General features: G+C 46.6%; 15 protein-coding genes. 6 read left to right on the plus strand and 9 right to left on the minus strand.

Annotation, left to right across the window (positions count from 1 at the left end):
• Positions 1 to 15 precede the first annotated feature (15 nt).
• Entirely contained in the window at positions 16 to 156 is a 141-nt protein-coding gene (locus ACIFQN_RS29365; protein ID WP_429836757.1) for a hypothetical protein, read from the plus strand.
• Positions 157 to 220: 64 nt separating this feature from the next.
• Here ACIFQN_RS29365 and ACIFQN_RS29370 read toward each other — a convergent pair whose 3' ends face one another.
• Entirely contained in the window at positions 221 to 730 is a 510-nt protein-coding gene (locus ACIFQN_RS29370; protein ID WP_429836588.1) for a hypothetical protein, read from the minus strand.
• 19 nt (positions 731 to 749) lie between these two features.
• Positions 750 to 1,829 carry a M42 family metallopeptidase gene (locus tag ACIFQN_RS29375; RefSeq protein ID WP_429836589.1) on the minus strand — a complete coding sequence of 360 codons (1,080 nt, stop codon included), beginning with the start codon at positions 1,827 to 1,829 and terminating at the stop codon, positions 750 to 752.
• A gap of 162 nt (positions 1,830 to 1,991) precedes the next feature.
• Here ACIFQN_RS29375 and ACIFQN_RS29380 point away from each other — a divergent pair, with 162 nt between their 5' ends.
• A complete protein-coding gene (locus ACIFQN_RS29380) occupies positions 1,992 to 2,813 on the plus strand; it encodes a GNAT family N-acetyltransferase (protein ID WP_429836590.1) in 822 nt (273 codons plus the stop codon).
• A gap of 94 nt (positions 2,814 to 2,907) precedes the next feature.
• Positions 2,908 to 4,194 (plus strand): NAD(P)/FAD-dependent oxidoreductase, encoded by a 1,287-nt coding sequence (locus ACIFQN_RS29385; RefSeq protein WP_429836591.1) that lies wholly within the window; start codon positions 2,908 to 2,910, stop codon positions 4,192 to 4,194.
• Positions 4,195 to 4,427: 233 nt separating this feature from the next.
• Here ACIFQN_RS29385 and ACIFQN_RS29390 read toward each other — a convergent pair whose 3' ends face one another.
• Positions 4,428 to 5,573 carry an MFS transporter gene (locus ACIFQN_RS29390; RefSeq protein WP_429836592.1) on the minus strand — a complete coding sequence of 382 codons (1,146 nt, stop codon included), beginning with the start codon at positions 5,571 to 5,573 and terminating at the stop codon, positions 4,428 to 4,430.
• Between the two features lie 100 nt (positions 5,574 to 5,673).
• On the opposite strand from ACIFQN_RS29390, the gene ACIFQN_RS29395 reads away from it, so the two are divergent.
• Positions 5,674 to 6,552 carry a LysR family transcriptional regulator gene (locus ACIFQN_RS29395; protein WP_429836593.1) on the plus strand — a complete coding sequence of 293 codons (879 nt, stop codon included), beginning with the start codon at positions 5,674 to 5,676 and terminating at the stop codon, positions 6,550 to 6,552.
• A gap of 347 nt (positions 6,553 to 6,899) precedes the next feature.
• On the opposite strand, the gene ACIFQN_RS29400 is transcribed toward ACIFQN_RS29395, so the two are convergent.
• The 6 genes from ACIFQN_RS29400 to ACIFQN_RS29425 all read right to left on the minus strand — a co-directional run bounded on the left by ACIFQN_RS29400 (position 6,900) and on the right by ACIFQN_RS29425 (position 15,415).
• Complete coding sequence (locus ACIFQN_RS29400; RefSeq protein WP_429836594.1) at positions 6,900 to 9,305, minus strand: septation ring formation regulator EzrA; 2,406 nt, start codon at positions 9,303 to 9,305, stop codon at positions 6,900 to 6,902.
• 28 nt (positions 9,306 to 9,333) lie between these two features.
• Positions 9,334 to 9,957, minus strand: a complete 624-nt coding sequence (refZ, locus tag ACIFQN_RS29405; RefSeq protein ID WP_429836595.1) for a forespore capture DNA-binding protein RefZ — start codon at positions 9,955 to 9,957, stop codon at positions 9,334 to 9,336.
• A gap of 359 nt (positions 9,958 to 10,316) precedes the next feature.
• Positions 10,317 to 11,231: a hypothetical protein gene (locus ACIFQN_RS29410; RefSeq protein WP_429836596.1), complete on the minus strand. Its 915-nt coding sequence runs from the start codon at positions 11,229 to 11,231 to the stop codon at positions 10,317 to 10,319.
• A gap of 123 nt (positions 11,232 to 11,354) precedes the next feature.
• Entirely contained in the window at positions 11,355 to 12,350 is a 996-nt protein-coding gene (locus tag ACIFQN_RS29415) for an MBL fold metallo-hydrolase (RefSeq protein ID WP_429836597.1), read from the minus strand.
• 75 nt (positions 12,351 to 12,425) lie between these two features.
• On the minus strand, positions 12,426 to 14,669 hold the full coding sequence (locus ACIFQN_RS29420; protein WP_429836751.1) for a diguanylate cyclase: 2,244 nt from the start codon (positions 14,667 to 14,669) through the stop codon (positions 12,426 to 12,428).
• Between the two features lie 167 nt (positions 14,670 to 14,836).
• Positions 14,837 to 15,415 carry a histidine phosphatase family protein gene (locus tag ACIFQN_RS29425; RefSeq protein ID WP_429836598.1) on the minus strand — a complete coding sequence of 193 codons (579 nt, stop codon included), beginning with the start codon at positions 15,413 to 15,415 and terminating at the stop codon, positions 14,837 to 14,839.
• A gap of 232 nt (positions 15,416 to 15,647) precedes the next feature.
• Between ACIFQN_RS29425 and ACIFQN_RS29430 the strand changes: the two genes are divergently transcribed.
• Positions 15,648 to 17,939 carry a YcdB/YcdC domain-containing protein gene (locus tag ACIFQN_RS29430; protein WP_429836599.1) on the plus strand — a complete coding sequence of 764 codons (2,292 nt, stop codon included), beginning with the start codon at positions 15,648 to 15,650 and terminating at the stop codon, positions 17,937 to 17,939.
• A gap of 296 nt (positions 17,940 to 18,235) precedes the next feature.
• Positions 18,236 to 18,835, plus strand: coding sequence for a 30S ribosomal protein S4 (rpsD, locus tag ACIFQN_RS29435; protein WP_429836600.1), 600 nt, complete (start codon positions 18,236 to 18,238; stop codon positions 18,833 to 18,835).
• Positions 18,836 to 18,847: the final 12 nt, after the last annotated feature.

An 18,847-nucleotide genomic window follows, 5' to 3' on the forward strand; every position in this document is an offset into this window, starting at 1 on the left:
AAAGAGGGGATGACCATGATGAAAGAACAAGATATCCACAACTCACCCGCGAAAAACAGAGTGAAAAATCGTAATCACCAGCCAAAAAATGTGCAGAACGATGCTCCTGGCTACGGAGACAAAAAATTGGAAGGACCGAATCGACCATCTACTTAGGAAATAGAAAAGCCATTTGCTCCCGCTAGAGGAGAGAAAATGGCTTTTTTTGTAAAAATCACGACTACGTGATCGATACCAGCTTATACGGTAGTGAAAACGATTCGAGTCTGTTCAAGAATGCATCGTGTGCCTTTTGATCAGGTGCGAGCAGCTGCAAGTAACGGGTGAAATAAAAGACGATGCGGTCTTCTTCTCCTTCTTTCAGCCGATAGTGTGAAAGCTGAGCAATATCCGTGAGGTTGTAAAAATAATCGTACCTCTCTTCTGTAAGCGGTGCCCGAAAAGAACGGCTAACCACGACATCATTGCTGCGATTTTCCCGACTGTTCTCTTTGGTTGCCCCCAGAAAGCGGAGAAGCTCCCCTGCACGTCTTGCTCCGACCTTTTCGATCAGGATGCTGTCATTGTATTCAATCTCCACATCAGTCAAAGAGTGGTGAACGGATTCAAGCATGGCCATAAGCACCTTGCGTACGGCCAGATTTTCGGTGGCGAATTGGTTGTCGAAGACGTTAAACTCAAATGACGTGGCATCGCCTAGGTATCGTGTGTACAAAATGATTGCGTTCAAAAGCGCCACCTCCTTTTCCTTAGCGTGGCAGAATGGAATCCCAAGTAGAACGGTCCAGCTTGCGAATGAGCGAGAACAGCAAACGTTTTGCAGCCTCATAGTCTTTTCTGTCAATGATCGAAGCGTGGCTGTGAATATAGCGAGAAGGGATGCCAATCACTGCGGACGGCACACCCTTGCCATGGTACTGAACCACACCGGAGTCTGTGCCGCCTTTGGCCACATAAATTTGATACGGAATCTTTTCTTCCTCACAGGTGGAAATCAACAGCTCACGCAGTCCGAGCGGCATTACATACATCGGGTCGTAGATACGCATCAAGAGGCCGCCGCCCAACTTGGCGCCTTCCTCCCTCACTCCTGGAATATCACTGGCTGGACTGGCATCCAGGGCGAGGAAAAGATCCGGCTCGATGCTGGCAGCCGCTGTTTTTGCCCCACGCGCTCCCGACAGCTCTTCCTGGACAGTAGCACCTACATACACGACATTCGGATGTCCCGGACGCTCATGAAGCTCGTTTGCCAGCTCCACAGCCAGGCTGCATCCGTAGCGGTTATCCCATGCTTTCGCCATGATCCGATTCGGATTCGCCATTACCTGAAGAGGACACACCGGAACGATTTGTTGACCTGGGCGGATGCCTAGACGCTCTGCTTCCGCACGGGTATCCACTCCGATATCAATGTACATGTTACGAATGTCCATCGGACGATTCCGTTGATCATCACTTAGGACATGTGGGGGAATAGAGCTGATGACGCCTTCAATCACACCTTTGTCTGTAACGATTTGTACGCGTTGTGCCAGTAAAACCTGTCCCCACCATCCACCAAGCGTCTGGAAGGAAATGAATCCTTTTTCAGAAATTCGTGTTACCATGAAGCCCACTTCATCCATGTGACCGGCAACCATAATTTTAGGGCCGTTCTCATCTCCACGCATCACACCAAAGATACTGCCCAGATTGTCATAAACGAGCTCATTCGTATATTGGCTTATGTATTCCCGCATGATATCACGAACCGGTCCTTCAAAACCTGGCGCTCCAGGCGCTTGTGTCAACCGATTCCATACCTCTTGCTGAAATTTATTTCCCATATCGGTCAAGCCTCCTCCATCCACAACGGATGTTTATCATCGTATCTATTATCTGCGTAGAATGAATGGGATGCAACCGCCGGTAGCAGGAATGTGCACTCTTTTCCCGAATGCAATTACAGTCTAAATGACAAAAGAGAAAAATTGGGGAGGTAGAACGAGATGGCAATTACATTCCGAAAGTTAACAGAACGAAGTGAAATAGAGCAGGTGGAAAAGCTGGAAGGGCTGATCTGGGACCCTAATTCGGTTATTCCCTATCACATGACACTGACAATGGCCAAATTCGGCGGTCTGTTTTTGGGAGCATACGATGAGGAGAAGATGATTGGGTTTTTGTACAGTTTCCCTGGATACACGAACGGTGAATCCCATCTTTGCTCACATATGCTCGGCTTTTTGCCCGACTACCGTAAACAAGGATTAGGCGTACAAATGAAATGGATGCAGCTAGATGCAGCAAAAGAACAAGGGTTTCCAAAAATCACCTGGACCTACGATCCACTCGAAACCGTCAATGGTTTTCTCAACATCGCCAAGTTAGGTGGCGTGGTCCGCACATACTACCCTGATTGCTACGGCGAATTGGATGACGATTTTAATCGTGGACTGCCAACAGACCGGTTTCTCGTGGAGTGGTTTGTAGACAGCGATCGTGTAGCTCGCCATCGGGTCGGACAAGCTATGCACCCGTCAACGGAGCATGCACCTGAAATTCTCAGCTATGAAATCGCGGGCACCATCCCGCAGCCGACTGACATTTCGCTAAGTCACGAAGAACCTGTGCTCCTGCTACCAGTACCTGCTCACTTTCAAGAAGTCAAACGTGCAGATATGGAAATTGCTCGTCGCTGGCGTGAATCGACTCGTCGTTTATTTGAAAACTATTTTGCCCAAGGCTACGTGGTGACCAACATCCTCCGCGACCAATCAGTCGTACGTTACGTTCTGGAAAAGCAACCGCTTGACGATATTCTCTCCTGATTCATAATCGTCGTGTCCGCGCATTCGGTCGAAGTGCGTCGATGTGTTACAATGGGGGTTGCCCTACCCTATATGAAAAAAGGACGAGAACAGAATGAATCGAACTGATTACGATTACGATGTCATTATCATCGGTGGCGGTCCCTCGGGACTCATGTCTGCTATTGCTGCTTCCAGTCAGGGAGCACGAGTCTGTCTAGTGGAAAAAGGCTCCAAGCTTGGGCGCAAGCTGATCATCTCCGGAGGTGGTCGGTGCAATGTGACCAATGCCAAGGAACAGGATGAACTGATCAAGCAAATGCCTGGCAATGGCCGCTTTATGTATAGCGCTTTAGCGCAATTTGGCAACCGTGAGATTATGCGCTTTTTTGAAGAGCTGGGAGTAGCTTTGAAAGAAGAAGATCGCGGTCGCATGTTTCCTGTCACGGATAAAGCTGTGACCGTTGCGCAGGCCCTGATTGACCTTTTGAAAAGGCAAGGCGCTACCATTCAATTAAATTGTTCCGTAAGCCACGTTCTCTATGACGAAGAGCGCGCCGTCGGCATATCGCTGCATTCAGGGGAGCAAATTACTTCCCGCTGCGTCATTATCGCTGTTGGCGGCTGCTCTGTACCGCAGACCGGATCAACGGGCGATGGCTATGCCTGGGCAAAAGAAGCGGGACACACCATCACCGATCTGTATCCAACAGAAGTGCCGCTTACTGCCAGTGATGCCTACATCCGCGACAAGTCATTGCAAGGCCTGTCCCTTCGCGATGTCGAGATGACCTTGTACGCCCCGAATGGGAAAAAGGTAAACACCCAGGAAGGGGATATGATTTTTACCCATTTTGGCCTGTCTGGTCCTGCTTCTCTACGGATGGGACACTATGTATCCATCACGAGGCGTAAGCATGGTGCTATCCCGCTCTCACTCACTCTCGATCTGATGCCAGGCAAAACAGCTGACGAGATCGCATCCGAAAGCTGGAGATTGTTGGAGGAGCAACCGAAGAAAGCAGTGAAAAATGTCCTCAAGGGTTACCTGCCTGAACGGATGATTCCACTGCTACTGTCTTTATCTGCGATTTCCGAAGAGACCACTCTCAGCCATATGAAAAAACAGGAATGGTCCCTTCTTGCCAAAACGATCAAAGCTTTTCCCCTGACGATTACAGGCACGCTCTCCCTTCAGGAAGCCTTCATTACTGGCGGAGGAGTAAGCGTCAAAGAGATTGACCCGCGAACCATGGAATCCAAGCTTAAGGCGGGATTGTACTTTGCGGGTGAAGTGATGGATGTACATGCGCATACAGGAGGTTACAATATTACCATCGCTTTTTCTTCTGGTTATGTAGCGGGTACATATAGTGCCAAAGAAGCATTGGGAATTTTTTAAAATAAACAGGTTTAAACACGTGGAGATAAGGGAAACTAGTAGGTAAGGTACTCTTTTTCCACAAGAGTTAACCAGCACCTTACTCCCCCCTAGTTGTAAGGTGCTGGTTATGACAACCTTTACTCCCTTTTATCTTCCCTAGATGGAGTGTCGCATTCGTGAGCGGCGCTTCTTTTTTTGGATTTCGGAAAAAAGAGATTGCATCCGTTCTTACTACCAAGCAAATTTTCATTTTATTTTTTATTGCCTACAAATGAATATGAAGCCGTAATTAATGCTACTAACACCATTACTCCACCAATCCAGCCCAAATTCAGAACAGATGTATACTCAATCACCCCCCCACCTAAACCCGCACCTACTGTCATTCCAATATTCATTAGTGCAGTATTGAAGCTCAACACAATCTCTGAAGATTTCGATTTTAAGGAAACCAAATAAAATTGGTTCGCAGGTGTTGTCATCCATGCAGCAGTTCCCCAAACCATAATGGTCAAAAGCGCACCTAGCGTTGAAGTTGCCGTTACTGTTAATACGATTAAAGCCATTGCATGAATCACTAAGCTGATGGAAATGGTTCGAACAGGTCCCCATCTATCGACTGCATACCCCCCAAAACGTGACCCAATAAAAGCAAAGACACCTAATACTAAGAGAGCTGCACTGATCATTTCTATAGAAAACCCGGCTAATGTACGTAAAAGAGGAGCGATGTAAGCAAATACCATTGTGTATCCGAGAATCCAAAATACTGTAGTCAATAATCCACTTATTAAACGCTTATCTCTCCACACAAGTAATTGCTGCTTCAAAGGTATCTGTTTATTCGCTTTTAGCATCGGAATAAATTTGTTTAGTAGCATGAGATTGATAATCGAAACTACAGCGATAATCAGATAGATATAACGCCAATCCATATATGCGGCAATCAACGTTCCAATAGGTACACCCAATGCCAAAGAAACCGTAAATCCTGTAATTACCGTTGCCATTGCACTGCCACGTTTTGCAGGTTGAGCAAGCTGAGCTGCGTAGTTAATGGCAACAACGATGTACAAACCTCCACTCATTGCCAATATAATACGAGAGAGCATAAGCATACCAAAATGAAAACTGAAAAAGGCAATCATATTTCCCGCGATAAAGATAACCATTGAATTCAACAACACTTTTTTTCTTTCAAACTTTGCTGTCAGCATGACCAATACAAGTGCGCCAAGTGCATACGAAAAGGAATATATCGATACTAATTGTCCAGCCATTGAAATCGACACACGTAAGTCACGTGAAATAATCTCTAAAACACCAGAAACGACGAATTCGGCTGTACCTGTTACAAACGCACCAAGAGTTAATAAATAGATTGCAAAGCGATTCATGATTTCATCTCCTTTGACCAATACAACTTGCTTTTATTTTAAAGCAGATGATAACATGAGTAAAATTAATACATTTAATAGAGGAGTTGAGTGATTACTCATGACAATTGCTCGTTTTGAAGTATTCACCAAAATTGTCGAACTTGGGAATTTCACAAAAGCATCTGAAAATCTTAATATGACACAATCAGCGGTAAGTCATGCTATCTCCAGTCTGGAATCGGAATGGGGCACAACGTTATTCATTCGTGATCGTAAGAAAGGAATTCTTCTTACAGAGGTAGGACAAAAAATACTGATTCATATAAGAGAAATTTTAAATAGAACAGAAAAAATTAACCAGGAGCTTGCTTTAGCGTCAAAATTAGAAGTAGGTACCATACGCATCGGTACTTTTGCCAGCGCTTCTGCCTGTCTGTTGCCTAAAATACTCTCGAAGTTTCAGAAGAAATATCCCAAAATTGAGTTTAGATTTTACGAAGGCACTTATGAAGAAATAATGGAATGGTTAGATACAGGAGCAATAGAGATAGGATTTGTCGTACAACAGGACGCGCATACAAAATTTTCCACGATTCCGCTCATAAAAGATAAAATGGTTATAGCTTTTCCTGTTCAACACAAGTTTCACAAAGAGAAAATCATATCTATTCAAGATGTAAAAGATGAACCTTTCATTATGCCAAAAGGAATGTATCAATCGCATGTAGAGGAGATTTTTCAACAAGCTCAGATCAAACCGACTATACGCTTTGAAGTACATGATTGCAACACGATTGCCAATATGGTCCAAGAAGGGCTCGGAGTCACTATTGGTCCTAAATTGTTTCTCAAAACACAGCAAAATATTCAAATCGCAAACCTGAATCTATCCAATTGGCGTACGGTCGCACTTGCATGCCCATCAATATCTGATGCGTCCCCTGCCGTCAAAGCATTTCTTACAGAAGCTAAAAGTGTTTTCGCCACTGACAGGTAGAGCCTATTCGATTGCTCTTAGGAATGATTGATATACGATTTGTACGAAAAAACACCCGTTGCGGCTGGAAGGTTCCGTGAAGTTTGGCCCTCCTACTCGCTCGGGTGTTTTCTTTTTCTTTTTTCTTTTTTCTTTCGTTTACCCAACAAATCGGAATAGGTACGCAAAGCCTGCCAAAATAAATGCGAACCCCAATATAAAAAACGTATTCGCCCGCTGTTTTACACGTTTTTCATTCCCTTGAAAAAAAGAATTCATACGAGCTTTCCAGCGGTTAGTACGCGGTTGAAGCATCACAATAATTCCAATGACGATGAGAAAAATGGGAAAGGACATGGATACTCAGGTCACCCCTTTTTCTTACGTCTGAGCAGCCAGCCTGTGTCTTCCACAGCCGGTGCTCCTTCGACGACAAGACGCGCCTCCTCGGCTAACTGATACGCCTCCGCAAATGCCAGTTGTCTAAAAGACTGTTCTGCCTTGGTCAACAGCTCGTTCACTTGACGGTTTTGACGACGATAGCGGTTGGTGTATTGAATAGCTCCCTCCGCCATTTGGCAAGTTGAGATGATTCGCTCTGCCAACTTCTCCGTTTCTTCCACCAATTCATTCGCATCTTGAATCAGAATCGCCACTTCTTCCAAATCGTAACGGTATTCATCCATAATGGCCTGAACCCGTGCCAGCGTCTGAATAATTTCTTCAAACATATATTTCAACTGGTCTGGGATACCTGGGAGATAGCTCCGTTTAATTTGTTGTCGAATCCGAACGAGTGTATTCGAGATGCGCTCCAGCTCATCTAACGCGTCGTCTTCCGACTCAATCACTATTTGTACCGGCCCTGCCTCTTGTATGGTTTCTTCTTGTTGTACGGGCAGTTTGGGGATGACGAGTTCGTATTCTTCTTCATCCTGCACTGGTTGCTTTTCTATGATTGGTTTTGTTTCTTCCACTTTAGGTGTCGGGACTGGTGGCGACGCTTTTTCTTGTTTAGGCTGTTTCACAGCTTGCAGCAAGACAAGTCTTTCGGCCTCACTCAATTCAGCGGTACGTGGCGGCATAATATCCTGGGCTGGCTCGGAATGCCTTTGTTCTACGCGACTTGTTTCTTGCCCGGAAGAAAGCTCTTTTTCTGGCTTATCCGATAAAAGGATCGGTTCTTCATACCGTTCTGCTTTCTCTTCTACGTACGATTCTTTTTGCTCTCCAAAAGGATTGGAAATCTCTTCGATAATTGGGATTTGCTCATTCGAAGCAGAAACAGCTATTTCACGCTGGGCAAGTACACCTTCTTCGATTGATTGGTACGTCGTGTCCAGGAGAACTTCAAAAGCCTTTTGATGCTGTGTCACCATTTCCAGGCTGCCTTCTTCCAGTGCGCTTTTGGCAGCAGACAGAAGCTGCTTTGCCTGTAACAGTGCATTTTCCCATACGTCCTGGTGGACAACGTAACCATCCTTGATCGCTTTATCGATGCCTTCTTCCAGTTGCCTGAATTCATCCGGCATCTCTTTTTTCACGCGATGTACTAGCGTCGGAATCTGCTCCATTGTAGTGCTGATCCGATCCAACAGTTGTTGAGCTTTCAGCGTTGTATTATAGGCTTGCAGGTCATCACCTGCAGATCGCGATGTTTTGATCAGGCTTCGCATGGTTTCTACTTCATCCAGTGAGGATTTCAGGTCATGAAAGGACAAACCGTATTCCAAACGCAAATCAGACAAGCGGCGTTCGATCTGCTCGACGACTTTCCCGATTTCCGGAATGACGACCTTGTTCTCTTGTTTGGTGACAGCCACTTGGCTCGTATCGGTTTTCAGCTCACTCAATTCCTGCTCGATCAAAGTCAAAGTCTCTCTGGCTTCGTCCAGCATGCCTAATGCAAGAGAAAAACGGAATCGATCACAGGCTTCCTCGGCATCGAGAATCATCATCTCGACGTCAGGAATACGGTTGCGTAAAAGATTTTCTTTTTGATCAGCCAAGTGATGGTATCGCACCTCAGTCACTCCGCTGGAACGGCGCATCGGCTTTTCTACTTCGATGACATTGATTTTCTCTGCCAGCTCTTCCTTCCAATCCTCCACATCGTCTACCTGGGCAAAAATAGCGCGTCTACGGATCATCGCGTAAATCAAGCCGATAGAAAGTCCTGCAAAAACGGCACCGATCAAATAAATCCACCAAGGAATGCCGCCGAGCTCAAGCCCGGACTGCTCTGTGTCCTCTTTTGCAGCGTCGGCCTGATTAGGAGTGGCTGCTGCTTGTCCTGAGTTATTTTCGATTCGCCCTATCTCTGCATGCACTTCTGTAATCAGGGTTTGAATCCCAGTCAAATACTGCTTTTGCGTCCGGAAAGGTTCATAGTAGGAGGTGACCTTCTCCTGGAGCATCTCCCGATTGGCTCCTTTTGTTTGCAGGCTTGGTCCAGCGTACACACCTAACTGCTCCGTGTTCATATCGAGAACGACCATGATCGCATCATCGACCAAATTGTAGTTATCGAAGAGCCTTTGAGCGTACTGATCAGGAGACTCCGCTTCTGGAGAAGTACTTTCTACAACGACAACCTTGTAGCTGCCCGGTTCATTCTTCATCGAGTTTTCGAACTTGGTTATGTCTTCTTTTTTCAGATATTTGTCAGCATCCTGAACGACTTGGTCGGTTTTATCGGGAAATGGAGTGGCATAGGCCGGATTCGTATATAGCAACATGCCTGCCAGACAGAGCATGAATAGTTTTCGTTTCACTTATCATACAACCCCTTAACGTATTAATTCATGGGAGGGTATTCCCTATTGGAGAAGGAAGCAAGCAGGCTTGCAGATAGTGCAAGATTGAAGCCTCCAGCCACAGAGCGAACTCCTCTTCGGAAGGTTCTAGATCATATACTTGACGAACCATTTGCGGCTGCAAAAATGGATAGATCATCAAGCTGCTCAATGCCAATACAACACGATCTACTGACACAGGCAAAAAATCGCCAGAAGCGATTCCAGACTCGATTGACTCTGAGAGCCTATGTTTCCACCTGCTGATATACAGGGTCATCACTTCACGAGCAAGCATCGACTCGACACTCAGCTCTCTTTGTATGAGTCTCGTGATGGAGGCATGCTCCGTTTGAAAGCTTACGTAGAGATGAACGATACTCTTTAATCGCTCATACGGTGTAGCATGTTTGTGTTCTTCCGCCAGTTCTTCTACGTGTCTAAATAAAGTCTCGAAATAGGAGGCTATCAAGGTTTCCAACACACCCTGTTTCCCCTGAAAGTGATAGGAAATCAAAGCGGAGTTAACCCGGGCCTCCTCGGCAATATGTCGAACAGATGTACCTTTGTATCCATGTATGTCAAACAGCTTCGCGGCTGCAGACAGAATGCGTAGTTTGGTTTGATCCATTGCCTTTCTTTCCCTCCAAGGCTAGTCAGGCATCTTTCCCATTGTACAGATTGTTCGACGCAAAAAGATAGTCCTGATGTATGTTCGACAAACTTTTCCAGTATTCCTCCCGTCTCGTGAAACGCTATGATAAAAAAAAGCAAATAGTTGGTTTCTTCCCTTCCTGCTATCGACAGTTATTACGTAGACCGACTCGTTGTCGTTACGTATAACACCCCTACAATTTATTCAGGCAACCGCTCCGCCTGTTGGTCCATCTGATCATTACCCAGTGCGGATGGAAAGGATGCGGCGATCGCTCTCTCCAAAAAAGACGCTGGCTTTCCGCTGAATGAAAGGAAAGGAAGCGTCTTTTCTCGTTAACCTTCTATCGTATGGTCAGCAGGGGATGGAAGCGGTTGTACACGACCGTAATTTTGTAGATACGTTTCCACCTGAGAATGCTCATGAACACGCTGATTGTTCAGATCGTATACGGAGCGTATCGACATACTCAAGCTGGTTGGAAGCATACTGGTTTTATTGTAGTAGATCGTATACTCTGCTTCTACATCCATTTGATCTACGATGTCATTCACATCGGGACTCATTCGAGACTGGATGGAAGGCCCAGCTTGCTTGGCATGGGTTTTCTTCCAATTCCCGTCGGAGAGTGCCATCGCAAGCTTTAATTTAGGTTTATGTTTGAAGTCGGACGTGGATTGAATGCTGGTTCCACTGCCGGTGCCAGTCTGCTCTCGCATCTGCGTCGCCAGCCAGGTTTTCAGTTTGGCAGAGTCAAGCGTAACCCGGATGGCCTCCAAGTCATCATTTGGATTTTCATCAGGCAATTGCCGCACGTTTTTTTTCATTTCATCCATCTGTTGAAACGAAAAGATCGGACTCCAGTTGTTCATCTCCTGCTGCAGTGCCGCATCTTTGCTGGCGACATTTTTCCAGTTCTGGTCATTGCCTTCCTTGGCATACAGCTTGTCTCCCTGGTTCAAAAGAGCCAATGTGTCTACCCGCTTTTCATCAGGAACCGATAGCTTTACTTTCATATACACGGCATCACCATCTTTGCGGCCAGAAAAATTGACCATGTTGGCATTGGAGCTATTCGCTGTCAACAGCTTGGTTCGGCCGTAAAACGCATACGACGGTTGTGCAGAAAAATGATCACGTACTTGCTCGTAGGTGGAACCCGGATTTTGCTTGACTCCCATCTGATTACAGCCAACCAGTGCTGTGCATAACACTGTCATCATCATACAAAGGGTCCAACACTTGCGCATACTTGCCCCTCCTTCCGCTACTCTTGGTAACCCCATGGGGTACCTACAGGCGGTCTCGTCCCCTTTATCGTTTCCGGGGAGGAAAGGGCTTATTCTGCCGGTTGGCACACTTCGTCAATTCCGTTACAGATAGTAGTAGAGAACCCCATCCTGCTCGCGAATTTCCACTTGGTGAAGAATGGTGAGCAAGTCTAGATGGCCAAGCGTTTCTGAGAGGGTCAATGGCAGTTCCTTCTCATAGAGCGTTGGGAAAAGCAGGGCAGTCAGTTCGTACGCCGTCTTTTCTCCACGCTCCAGCAGGCGACGCAGGGTATCTGTACGTTCCCAGTTTTTTTGTAACCGGGACAACACCAATTCCCGATGGTTGGTGACAGGTTCTCCATGACCAGACAGTACCAGCTCAATGTTCATATCCGCACACATCTGCAACGCTGTCCGGTACTGTACCAAGGTCAACGGACGCTGTCTGGAACGATCCCTCGGCGGTTCGATAAACGCATTGGAGGAGATGTGTTTAATTATATGGTCTCCACCAATCATTACACGATCTTGCGCCCGGTACAAAGAGAGATGGCTTTGACTGTGACCTGGCGTGTAGAGAACCTGCCACTCGGACAAATGGGGAGCCACCTGCTCATGCCTTAGCAGCCCGTCAATTCGGGCAGGAGCAGAAAAGGTTTTCATCAGTTGATGGAATTTCATAATGATGATCATCTTCTCTTTAGGGACGCCTGCTTCTTTATACAGTTCTGTAAAAAAACAGTCGTGAAAAACCATGAAGTCTTCGTCCAGCTCGACATAAGGGGCCGCCAGGGGATGGGCCAGGGTCGTTGCCCCTGAGGCTTGCCTGACTTTTTCCAGCAAGCCGCAATGATCAACGTGATGATGCGTTAATACGACCTGTTCAATATCCTCTACCTTGTATCCGATTGAATGTAGACCTGTTGTGAGCGCCTTCCATGCATCCTCTGTCAATGGGCCGACGTCTACTAGCGTCCGCTTCTCCCCTTGCAACAGGTACACATTCACTGGACCCACATTAAATGGAGTTGGTATTTCCAGTCGAAATACCCCCGGTGCCATTTCTGTAGCGATTTCATGTCGTTCATGTGCTTTCATCTTGTTTTCCCCTCATCTTCCCCACACAAATTTATCCTCCTTTCTTCCGAAAAGAGAAAAGAGCCATTTTTGGCTCTATGCTAACACAACTTGGTTTCTACCCGAATTTTTCGCTTCGTACAAAGCCACATCTGCCTGATGAAACAAAGCCTCTACGCTGAGATTTACATCCATTTCCTTGTTCCATTTGGCTAGACCGCATGAAATCGTAACGCGCGGAGACGTCTCCTGTTCCACACACTCACGGATTCGTTCAGCAACTGTATGAGCCATCATCTTGTCCACCCTGGGCAGATAAACAGCAAGCTCTTCGCCTCCCCAACGGGCTGCAATATCACTATCGCGGATACTGTGGCGAATGAGGTTGGAAACCTGAATCAACACTTCATCCCCAACCTGATGTCCGTACGTGTCATTCACTGTTTTAAAGTAATCTATATCAATCAAGATGAGCGATCCGTAACTGTCCTTTTCTAGCGATGCCCTGACTCGCTCATTCAAATAACGACGTGTGAACAAGCCTGTCAGGTTGTCCGTTATCACCATACGCTCCATCTCATTATGGAGTACAGCATTAGTCATCGCCAGGCTGGCGTGTTGTCCAAAAATTTCGAGGAGCTTGTAGTCGTCAAAACTAAAAAAATGATAGCGTGAATCAGCGACTAAAAGGACTCCACTAATTTCTCCCTCTACAACCAGCGGTACGCCCATCAGTGAAGAACACGGCATCAGTGAAAACGGAAGTGGTCCAGCACCGGGTTGGGCCAATAGCAGCGCTTGTTTGTTTTGCAGTATTTCCTGAAATGGTTTTTCAGATGCCTGAATCACTGCGCCATTATACGCAGGAATAGAAGTCGAAAGGACTTGAAAGCTCTCCTCTCCAGGCGTTTTGCTTAAAATTGCACAAAATTCCGCATCGAAGGTCGCCCGCATCATGGTAGTTACAAAATCCAAAATCTCCTTTAAATTGAGACTTCGGTTCAACTGCCTCGCCATTTCGTTGATCAACCTAAGTTCACGAATCAAATTGCGTGATTGCTGGTAAAGTTGGGCGTTTTCAAATGCCGTTCCAGCGGTATCAGCCAAAATCGCGATGTAGTTTGTTTCATGCTGACTCAAGGAAACCAACTGATCCGATGTCACCTGCAAGACACCGTAGATTCCCTGCTTTCCAAGTAGCGGCGCAGCAATTACCGTCACTTGCTGGTCGCCGTCCTCGATCTGATCGACAACGAGACGCCCTTCCAAATAAGCTTTGGTACTGGTCGACGGCTTCTCTTCTTGGAAAGACAGCTGCTTGACGGGTGTAGTTGCATTCGGTTCAACCGTCAGGAACAGCTCCACCGATAAGTACGGATACAGGACAGGAATGCTCGTTACAATTTCATGAAGCACATCATTTACATCAATCGATGCCTGGATTTTGGACATGAGCTGATACAACAAGTCCTTTTTACTAGCTTCACGGCGCAAATCATCTGACATTATTGCCCGCCACAGCGCACAACTTGCTTTTCCGCTCACTTCCTGCAAAAAGGCGATATCCCGTTCATCGTACTTGTAATCGGTCTCGTCTGGTGAAAGATGTAAAAACAACGCGTACAGCGGACTATTATTCAGACTGATCGGTACCACAACAATCCGGTTGTTATCAAGAACGAAAGGTGTGATCGGAGCTATGCCAAAGCGGGCCACCAGATGAGTAATTTCGATAAGCCCATAATCTACATCCTGTGTCGTTACAAATTCTTGCGGAATGAGCAAGCCGTTCTCAGAAAGCTTTACAGCTGAGCAATAGCCCTTTTGGATAATATCACTAATCTGACTTGTCAGACTTTCCAGCAATTCGCGCGTGGTGTCATGGAGTGTCAAATCCATCACAATTTGACTAGTCACATGCTGAATATAGGCGTCATACCCCATGCGAATCAACGGCTCCAGTCCACGCATATAGGAAGAAAGGTCGAAATCAATCTCCGCTTGAGGAGTTACCATTCCGATCACTGCACGTACCTGACCGTCTTGCTCACGCAGTGGAAATGCCCCACAGACGAGGGAATCCTCTTCGCTCGTCTTCACTACGATCTCGCCTGTACGAATAGCGTCCATGACGTAATCGCACCATTCTCCATTTCGAACAGGGTCTGTCAGCAGATCAAGTCCTTGAGGGTTCCAGGAGTGGCCGACCTGCATTTTCATGTAGTTGATGACACGGCCCCCGGAATCTGTCAAGAAAAGGATGCCTGGGCGCTTTTCCGGCCAAGATTGCAAAATAAAATGGGCCGTGTAGGAAAAGACTGTCTCTAACTTCCCCAACATTTTACTTGACACGAGAAACTCCCTCTCTCAGCATTTTCTCAACGTGTAAGAAAGTTTAATTACTTCACTGTGTGAAAGCAATCTTACTTAAACTTTCTGGAACGCATACAAACTTTCCACTAAAACGCGATCGCACCTTTCGCGAACAGGCCTCGATAGAGGTTTTTTTAAGCTTCCAAATGATCTGTAACATTCACATGCAAGACATTCCAATGATCTGTATAGCAAAATTTCGTGATTCCGGTATTGTCTATGCGTGTTATACCTGTCCCTTGCTCTCCTGACGTAACATAGTGCAAGAAACTATTAATGAGCCCGCCGTGAGATACTACGACAATGGTCTCGCCGCGATGAGCTTTTGCCAGTTCGGTCAAAGCTGTTACAGCACGCCTTTGCATCCCTTCGAATGTTTCAATTCCGCATGCTGCTTCATCCTGGTTCTCGAAACGAGCACGAATTTCTTCATAGGTGAGTCCTTCCCACTGGCCATAGCAGCGCTCACGCAAGGTGATCAGCGTGGAAACAGTGGAATCAAAATTTTGGGCGATTCGCATTGCTGTCTCACGTGCACGGCTCAGGTCACTCGAATAGACTGCGTGGATCAATTCGCCTCGAAACCGACCGGCTACCTGCTCTGCCTGGCGCAATCCCAGTTCGTTTAAGTCTGTATCGCTGTGTCCTTGTATGCGCCGGACTTGATTCCAGTCCGTTTCTCCGTGGCGAACGAGATACATGATGGTTTCCAAGACGACTAATCTCCTTTGACAACAAACTATGAATAGTACTCCTTATTATATAAGAAGCTTGTTCACAATTCTAGATTGATAAAAAAACATTTGGTACAAAATTCCTATATTTTCATTCCTTCTGGCAATACCTGGACTCTTTTTTCTTGAATGGGATGAAACGATCGGCTTCTTATACTCGTCAGAGGTGATAAGTGAAATTACTGACATTGACATCGTTGGAGGGGTCCACATGAAACCTTGGTTTGTACGCTCTAGCTCGGTTCTTTTGACGGCAAGTCTGTTATTGCCTGTCGCCCATGCACACGCCCAAATGCCATCTGCTAGCGTAAGCAAAGCAGTCTCAGGAAGCGCACAAGGGAGCACTACGGTACTCGCTGTTGCCAGCACTGCTAAGCTTTCCAAAGAAGCAGCACTTGCTATCGCCAGTAAGCTGGTGCCTACGAGCGGACTTGAGCTCACTAATGTATCACTTCGTTCTTCAGACTCCTGGCGCACATTTCCCGAGTGGTCCTTCAGCTGGTCAAAGAAGGACGCTAACACCGAAGAAATCAAGCTATCGTACAGCGTCAACATCCATGGCAATACAGGTGAGCTGACCAACTATTCCCGCTATGAACCAGGTGCAAGCAACCTGCCGTATGCAAAACGCATTTCTTATGAGGATGCAAAAACTCAGGCCGAACGTTTCTTGGAAAAGAACAACGCTGACAAAGCAGCCCAGACGCGCTTGTACTTGCGCGATATGCCAGCGCCTAAGACACCATTGAATAATGACATTTCCTACACATTCCGCTTTGTTCGCAGCGTCGATGGCGTATTATTCCCGGACAACGGCGCGGACATCACGGTCAACAGTGCCGGTACTGTTACGAACTACTCTCTTTCCTGGAATGATGTGAAATTCGAAAAGAGTTCTGATCCAATCTCAAAGGAAGAAGCTGGAGATAAACTATTGGAGCTATCTGGGGCCAGCCTTTATTATCTGCTTCCTTGGGAGAGAGCAGGCGCCGATCGCAATAAGCCGATCTTAGGCTATATGAATCCCTTTACTTTTTACCTAGATGCAACTGACGGCAAAGCTTTAAACCAATCACTTGCCCCGCGCGGCGATCTCAATGAGCCTGTCGCTGTCAGCAAAAAGCAGCTTCCCGCTCGCCACTCGGGAAAAGCGCTCTCTCAGGATGAAGCGGCCAAAATCGCATCCCAACTCTTTGATCTCTCTAAATATGAGCTAAGGTCTGCCAACTACAGCGAAAAAGATTATCAAGGCAATCGCTCCGTCTGGAATCTGGAATACGTAGAAAAGAGCAACTCGAACACACGTTATGCCTATGTATCCATCGACGCAGTAACCGGTGATGTTTATTCGTATAACAAGGATCAGCCGATTGTTAAAGAAAATGAGAAGTCAGCCAAGAAACAAAACCCCGAGAATCTCAAGGAAAAAGCAATGGAGACAATCCGCAAATGGACTCCTACCACTGCAAATCAGTTATTTTTGACTGACCGCTCCACTGAGGAAGGAGAGCTTCCCGATTCAGATCGCTACAGCATCAGCTTTGCTCGTTATGTCAATGGAATTGCTGCTGCCAGCGGTTCGGCTTACTTTACTTTTGACGCACAATCTGGCGAGATTCTATCCTACAGTACAGATTTTGGTAACGAAACCTATCCGGCCGAGCTACCGAAACACCTCTCTGCCGAAGAAGCAGTGGAGGCATGGTGGAAAGAATCCGAAATCGAAGCCATCTACATGATGACGCCTCTTAGCCCAGAGGATAAAAAGAAATTGCAGCAGCAGCCGTCCTATATCCCGCAGCGCACTGCCAAGCTGGTATACCGCGTAACATCTACCCCAATGGATCAGCCTTACTTCTTTGATGCTACTACCGGGGATTGGCGGTCCCTCTCGTCTGGCAAGACGATTAATCTGCATCGTCCTGCACCTGATGATTTAAAAGGACATCCTGCGGAAAAAGAGCTGCTGCTCATGTATGAATATGATGCTCTCTCACTCGAAGACGGCAAGATCATGCCACAAAAGCAGATTACACGCGGTGAAATGATCGAAATGCTGATGATCAGTCTCAATCAGGGACGCCATTATCCTATGTACGCGGCAGAACGAAAAGCGACGTACAGTGATGTTGCCAATGGCTCTCGTTACTTCTCAGCTGTTGAAGCTGCTGTGGATCGTGGCCTTCTCGACAAAAATGCATCCAAGCTAAACCCAGATGAAGCCATCAATCGGGAAGAACTGGCTGATATGATCGTTCGCGCCCTTGGCTACAACAAGCTCGCCGATTATTCCGGCATGTTCCAATCACAGCTAACTGATATTGCCAATACGAAGCACCGCGGGTCTATCGTCATCGCGACAACTCTCGGAATTGTACCGACAGACAAACAAAAATTCCAACCACAAGCAATCGTGTCCCGCGCTGATGCCGCGATCACCTTTACCCGCTTCCTCGAAAAACGCGGCGAACAGGATACACAACCAATCCTTTACCGCGAATAAAACACAGAGCAAAAAACGCCATCCACACCACTTCTGGCGCTGGATGGCGCTCTTCTTTTTCTTGACTTATAGATGCAATCCCGAGTATTATTGATTGTATGTGTACAGGGTAGCATTGATTGTAGGTAAAAACGGAAGGATTCATCCTCTTAGTTCCCTCCCTTTCAGGCAGCGGCTGTACTACCTGTGAGGAGCACGATGCGGAAACGCTACCGTCTGAAGTTCGTGTAGATAAAGTAGGAACTAACCTACCGGAAGTAAACACCTGCGAATCCATATTAAAGGAGAATGAAAACATGTCACGTTACACAGGACCTCGTCACAAACTGGCCCGTCGTCTGGGTATCTCTCTCGATGGTACAGGAAAAGACATCAAGCGCAACTTCCCTCCTGGTCAACACGGTCAAAACAACCGTCGTAAACTGAGCGAGTATGGACTCCAGTTGCAAGAAAAACAAAAGCTGCGCCACATGTTTGGCCTTAACGAAAAACAATTCCGTCGTACTTTCGACCATGCTAACAAAATGGCTGGCGTAGTGGGCGAAAACTTCATGAAATTGCTGGAATCCCGTCTGGATAACGTGGTATACCGCATGGGCTTTGCACCAACTCGCCCAGCAGCTCGTCAATTGGTAAACCATGGCCACTTCCTGGTAAACGGCAAAAAAGTGAACATCCCATCTTACCGTGTACAACCGGGTGATGTGATCACAATTCGTGAAAAGTCCCGTGGTCTGCAACTGATTAAGGACTCTCTGGAAAGCCGCAACTTCTTGCCAAACTACATCACTTTCAACGATACTGCAGCTGAAGGTACTTTCACTCGTCTGCCTGACCGTGAAGAAATGCCTGCTGAAATCAACGAAGTTCTGATCGTTGAGTTCTACAGCCGTTAATCGTTTGGATAA

The sequence above is a fragment of the Brevibacillus sp. NRS-1366 genome (assembly GCF_050467985.1).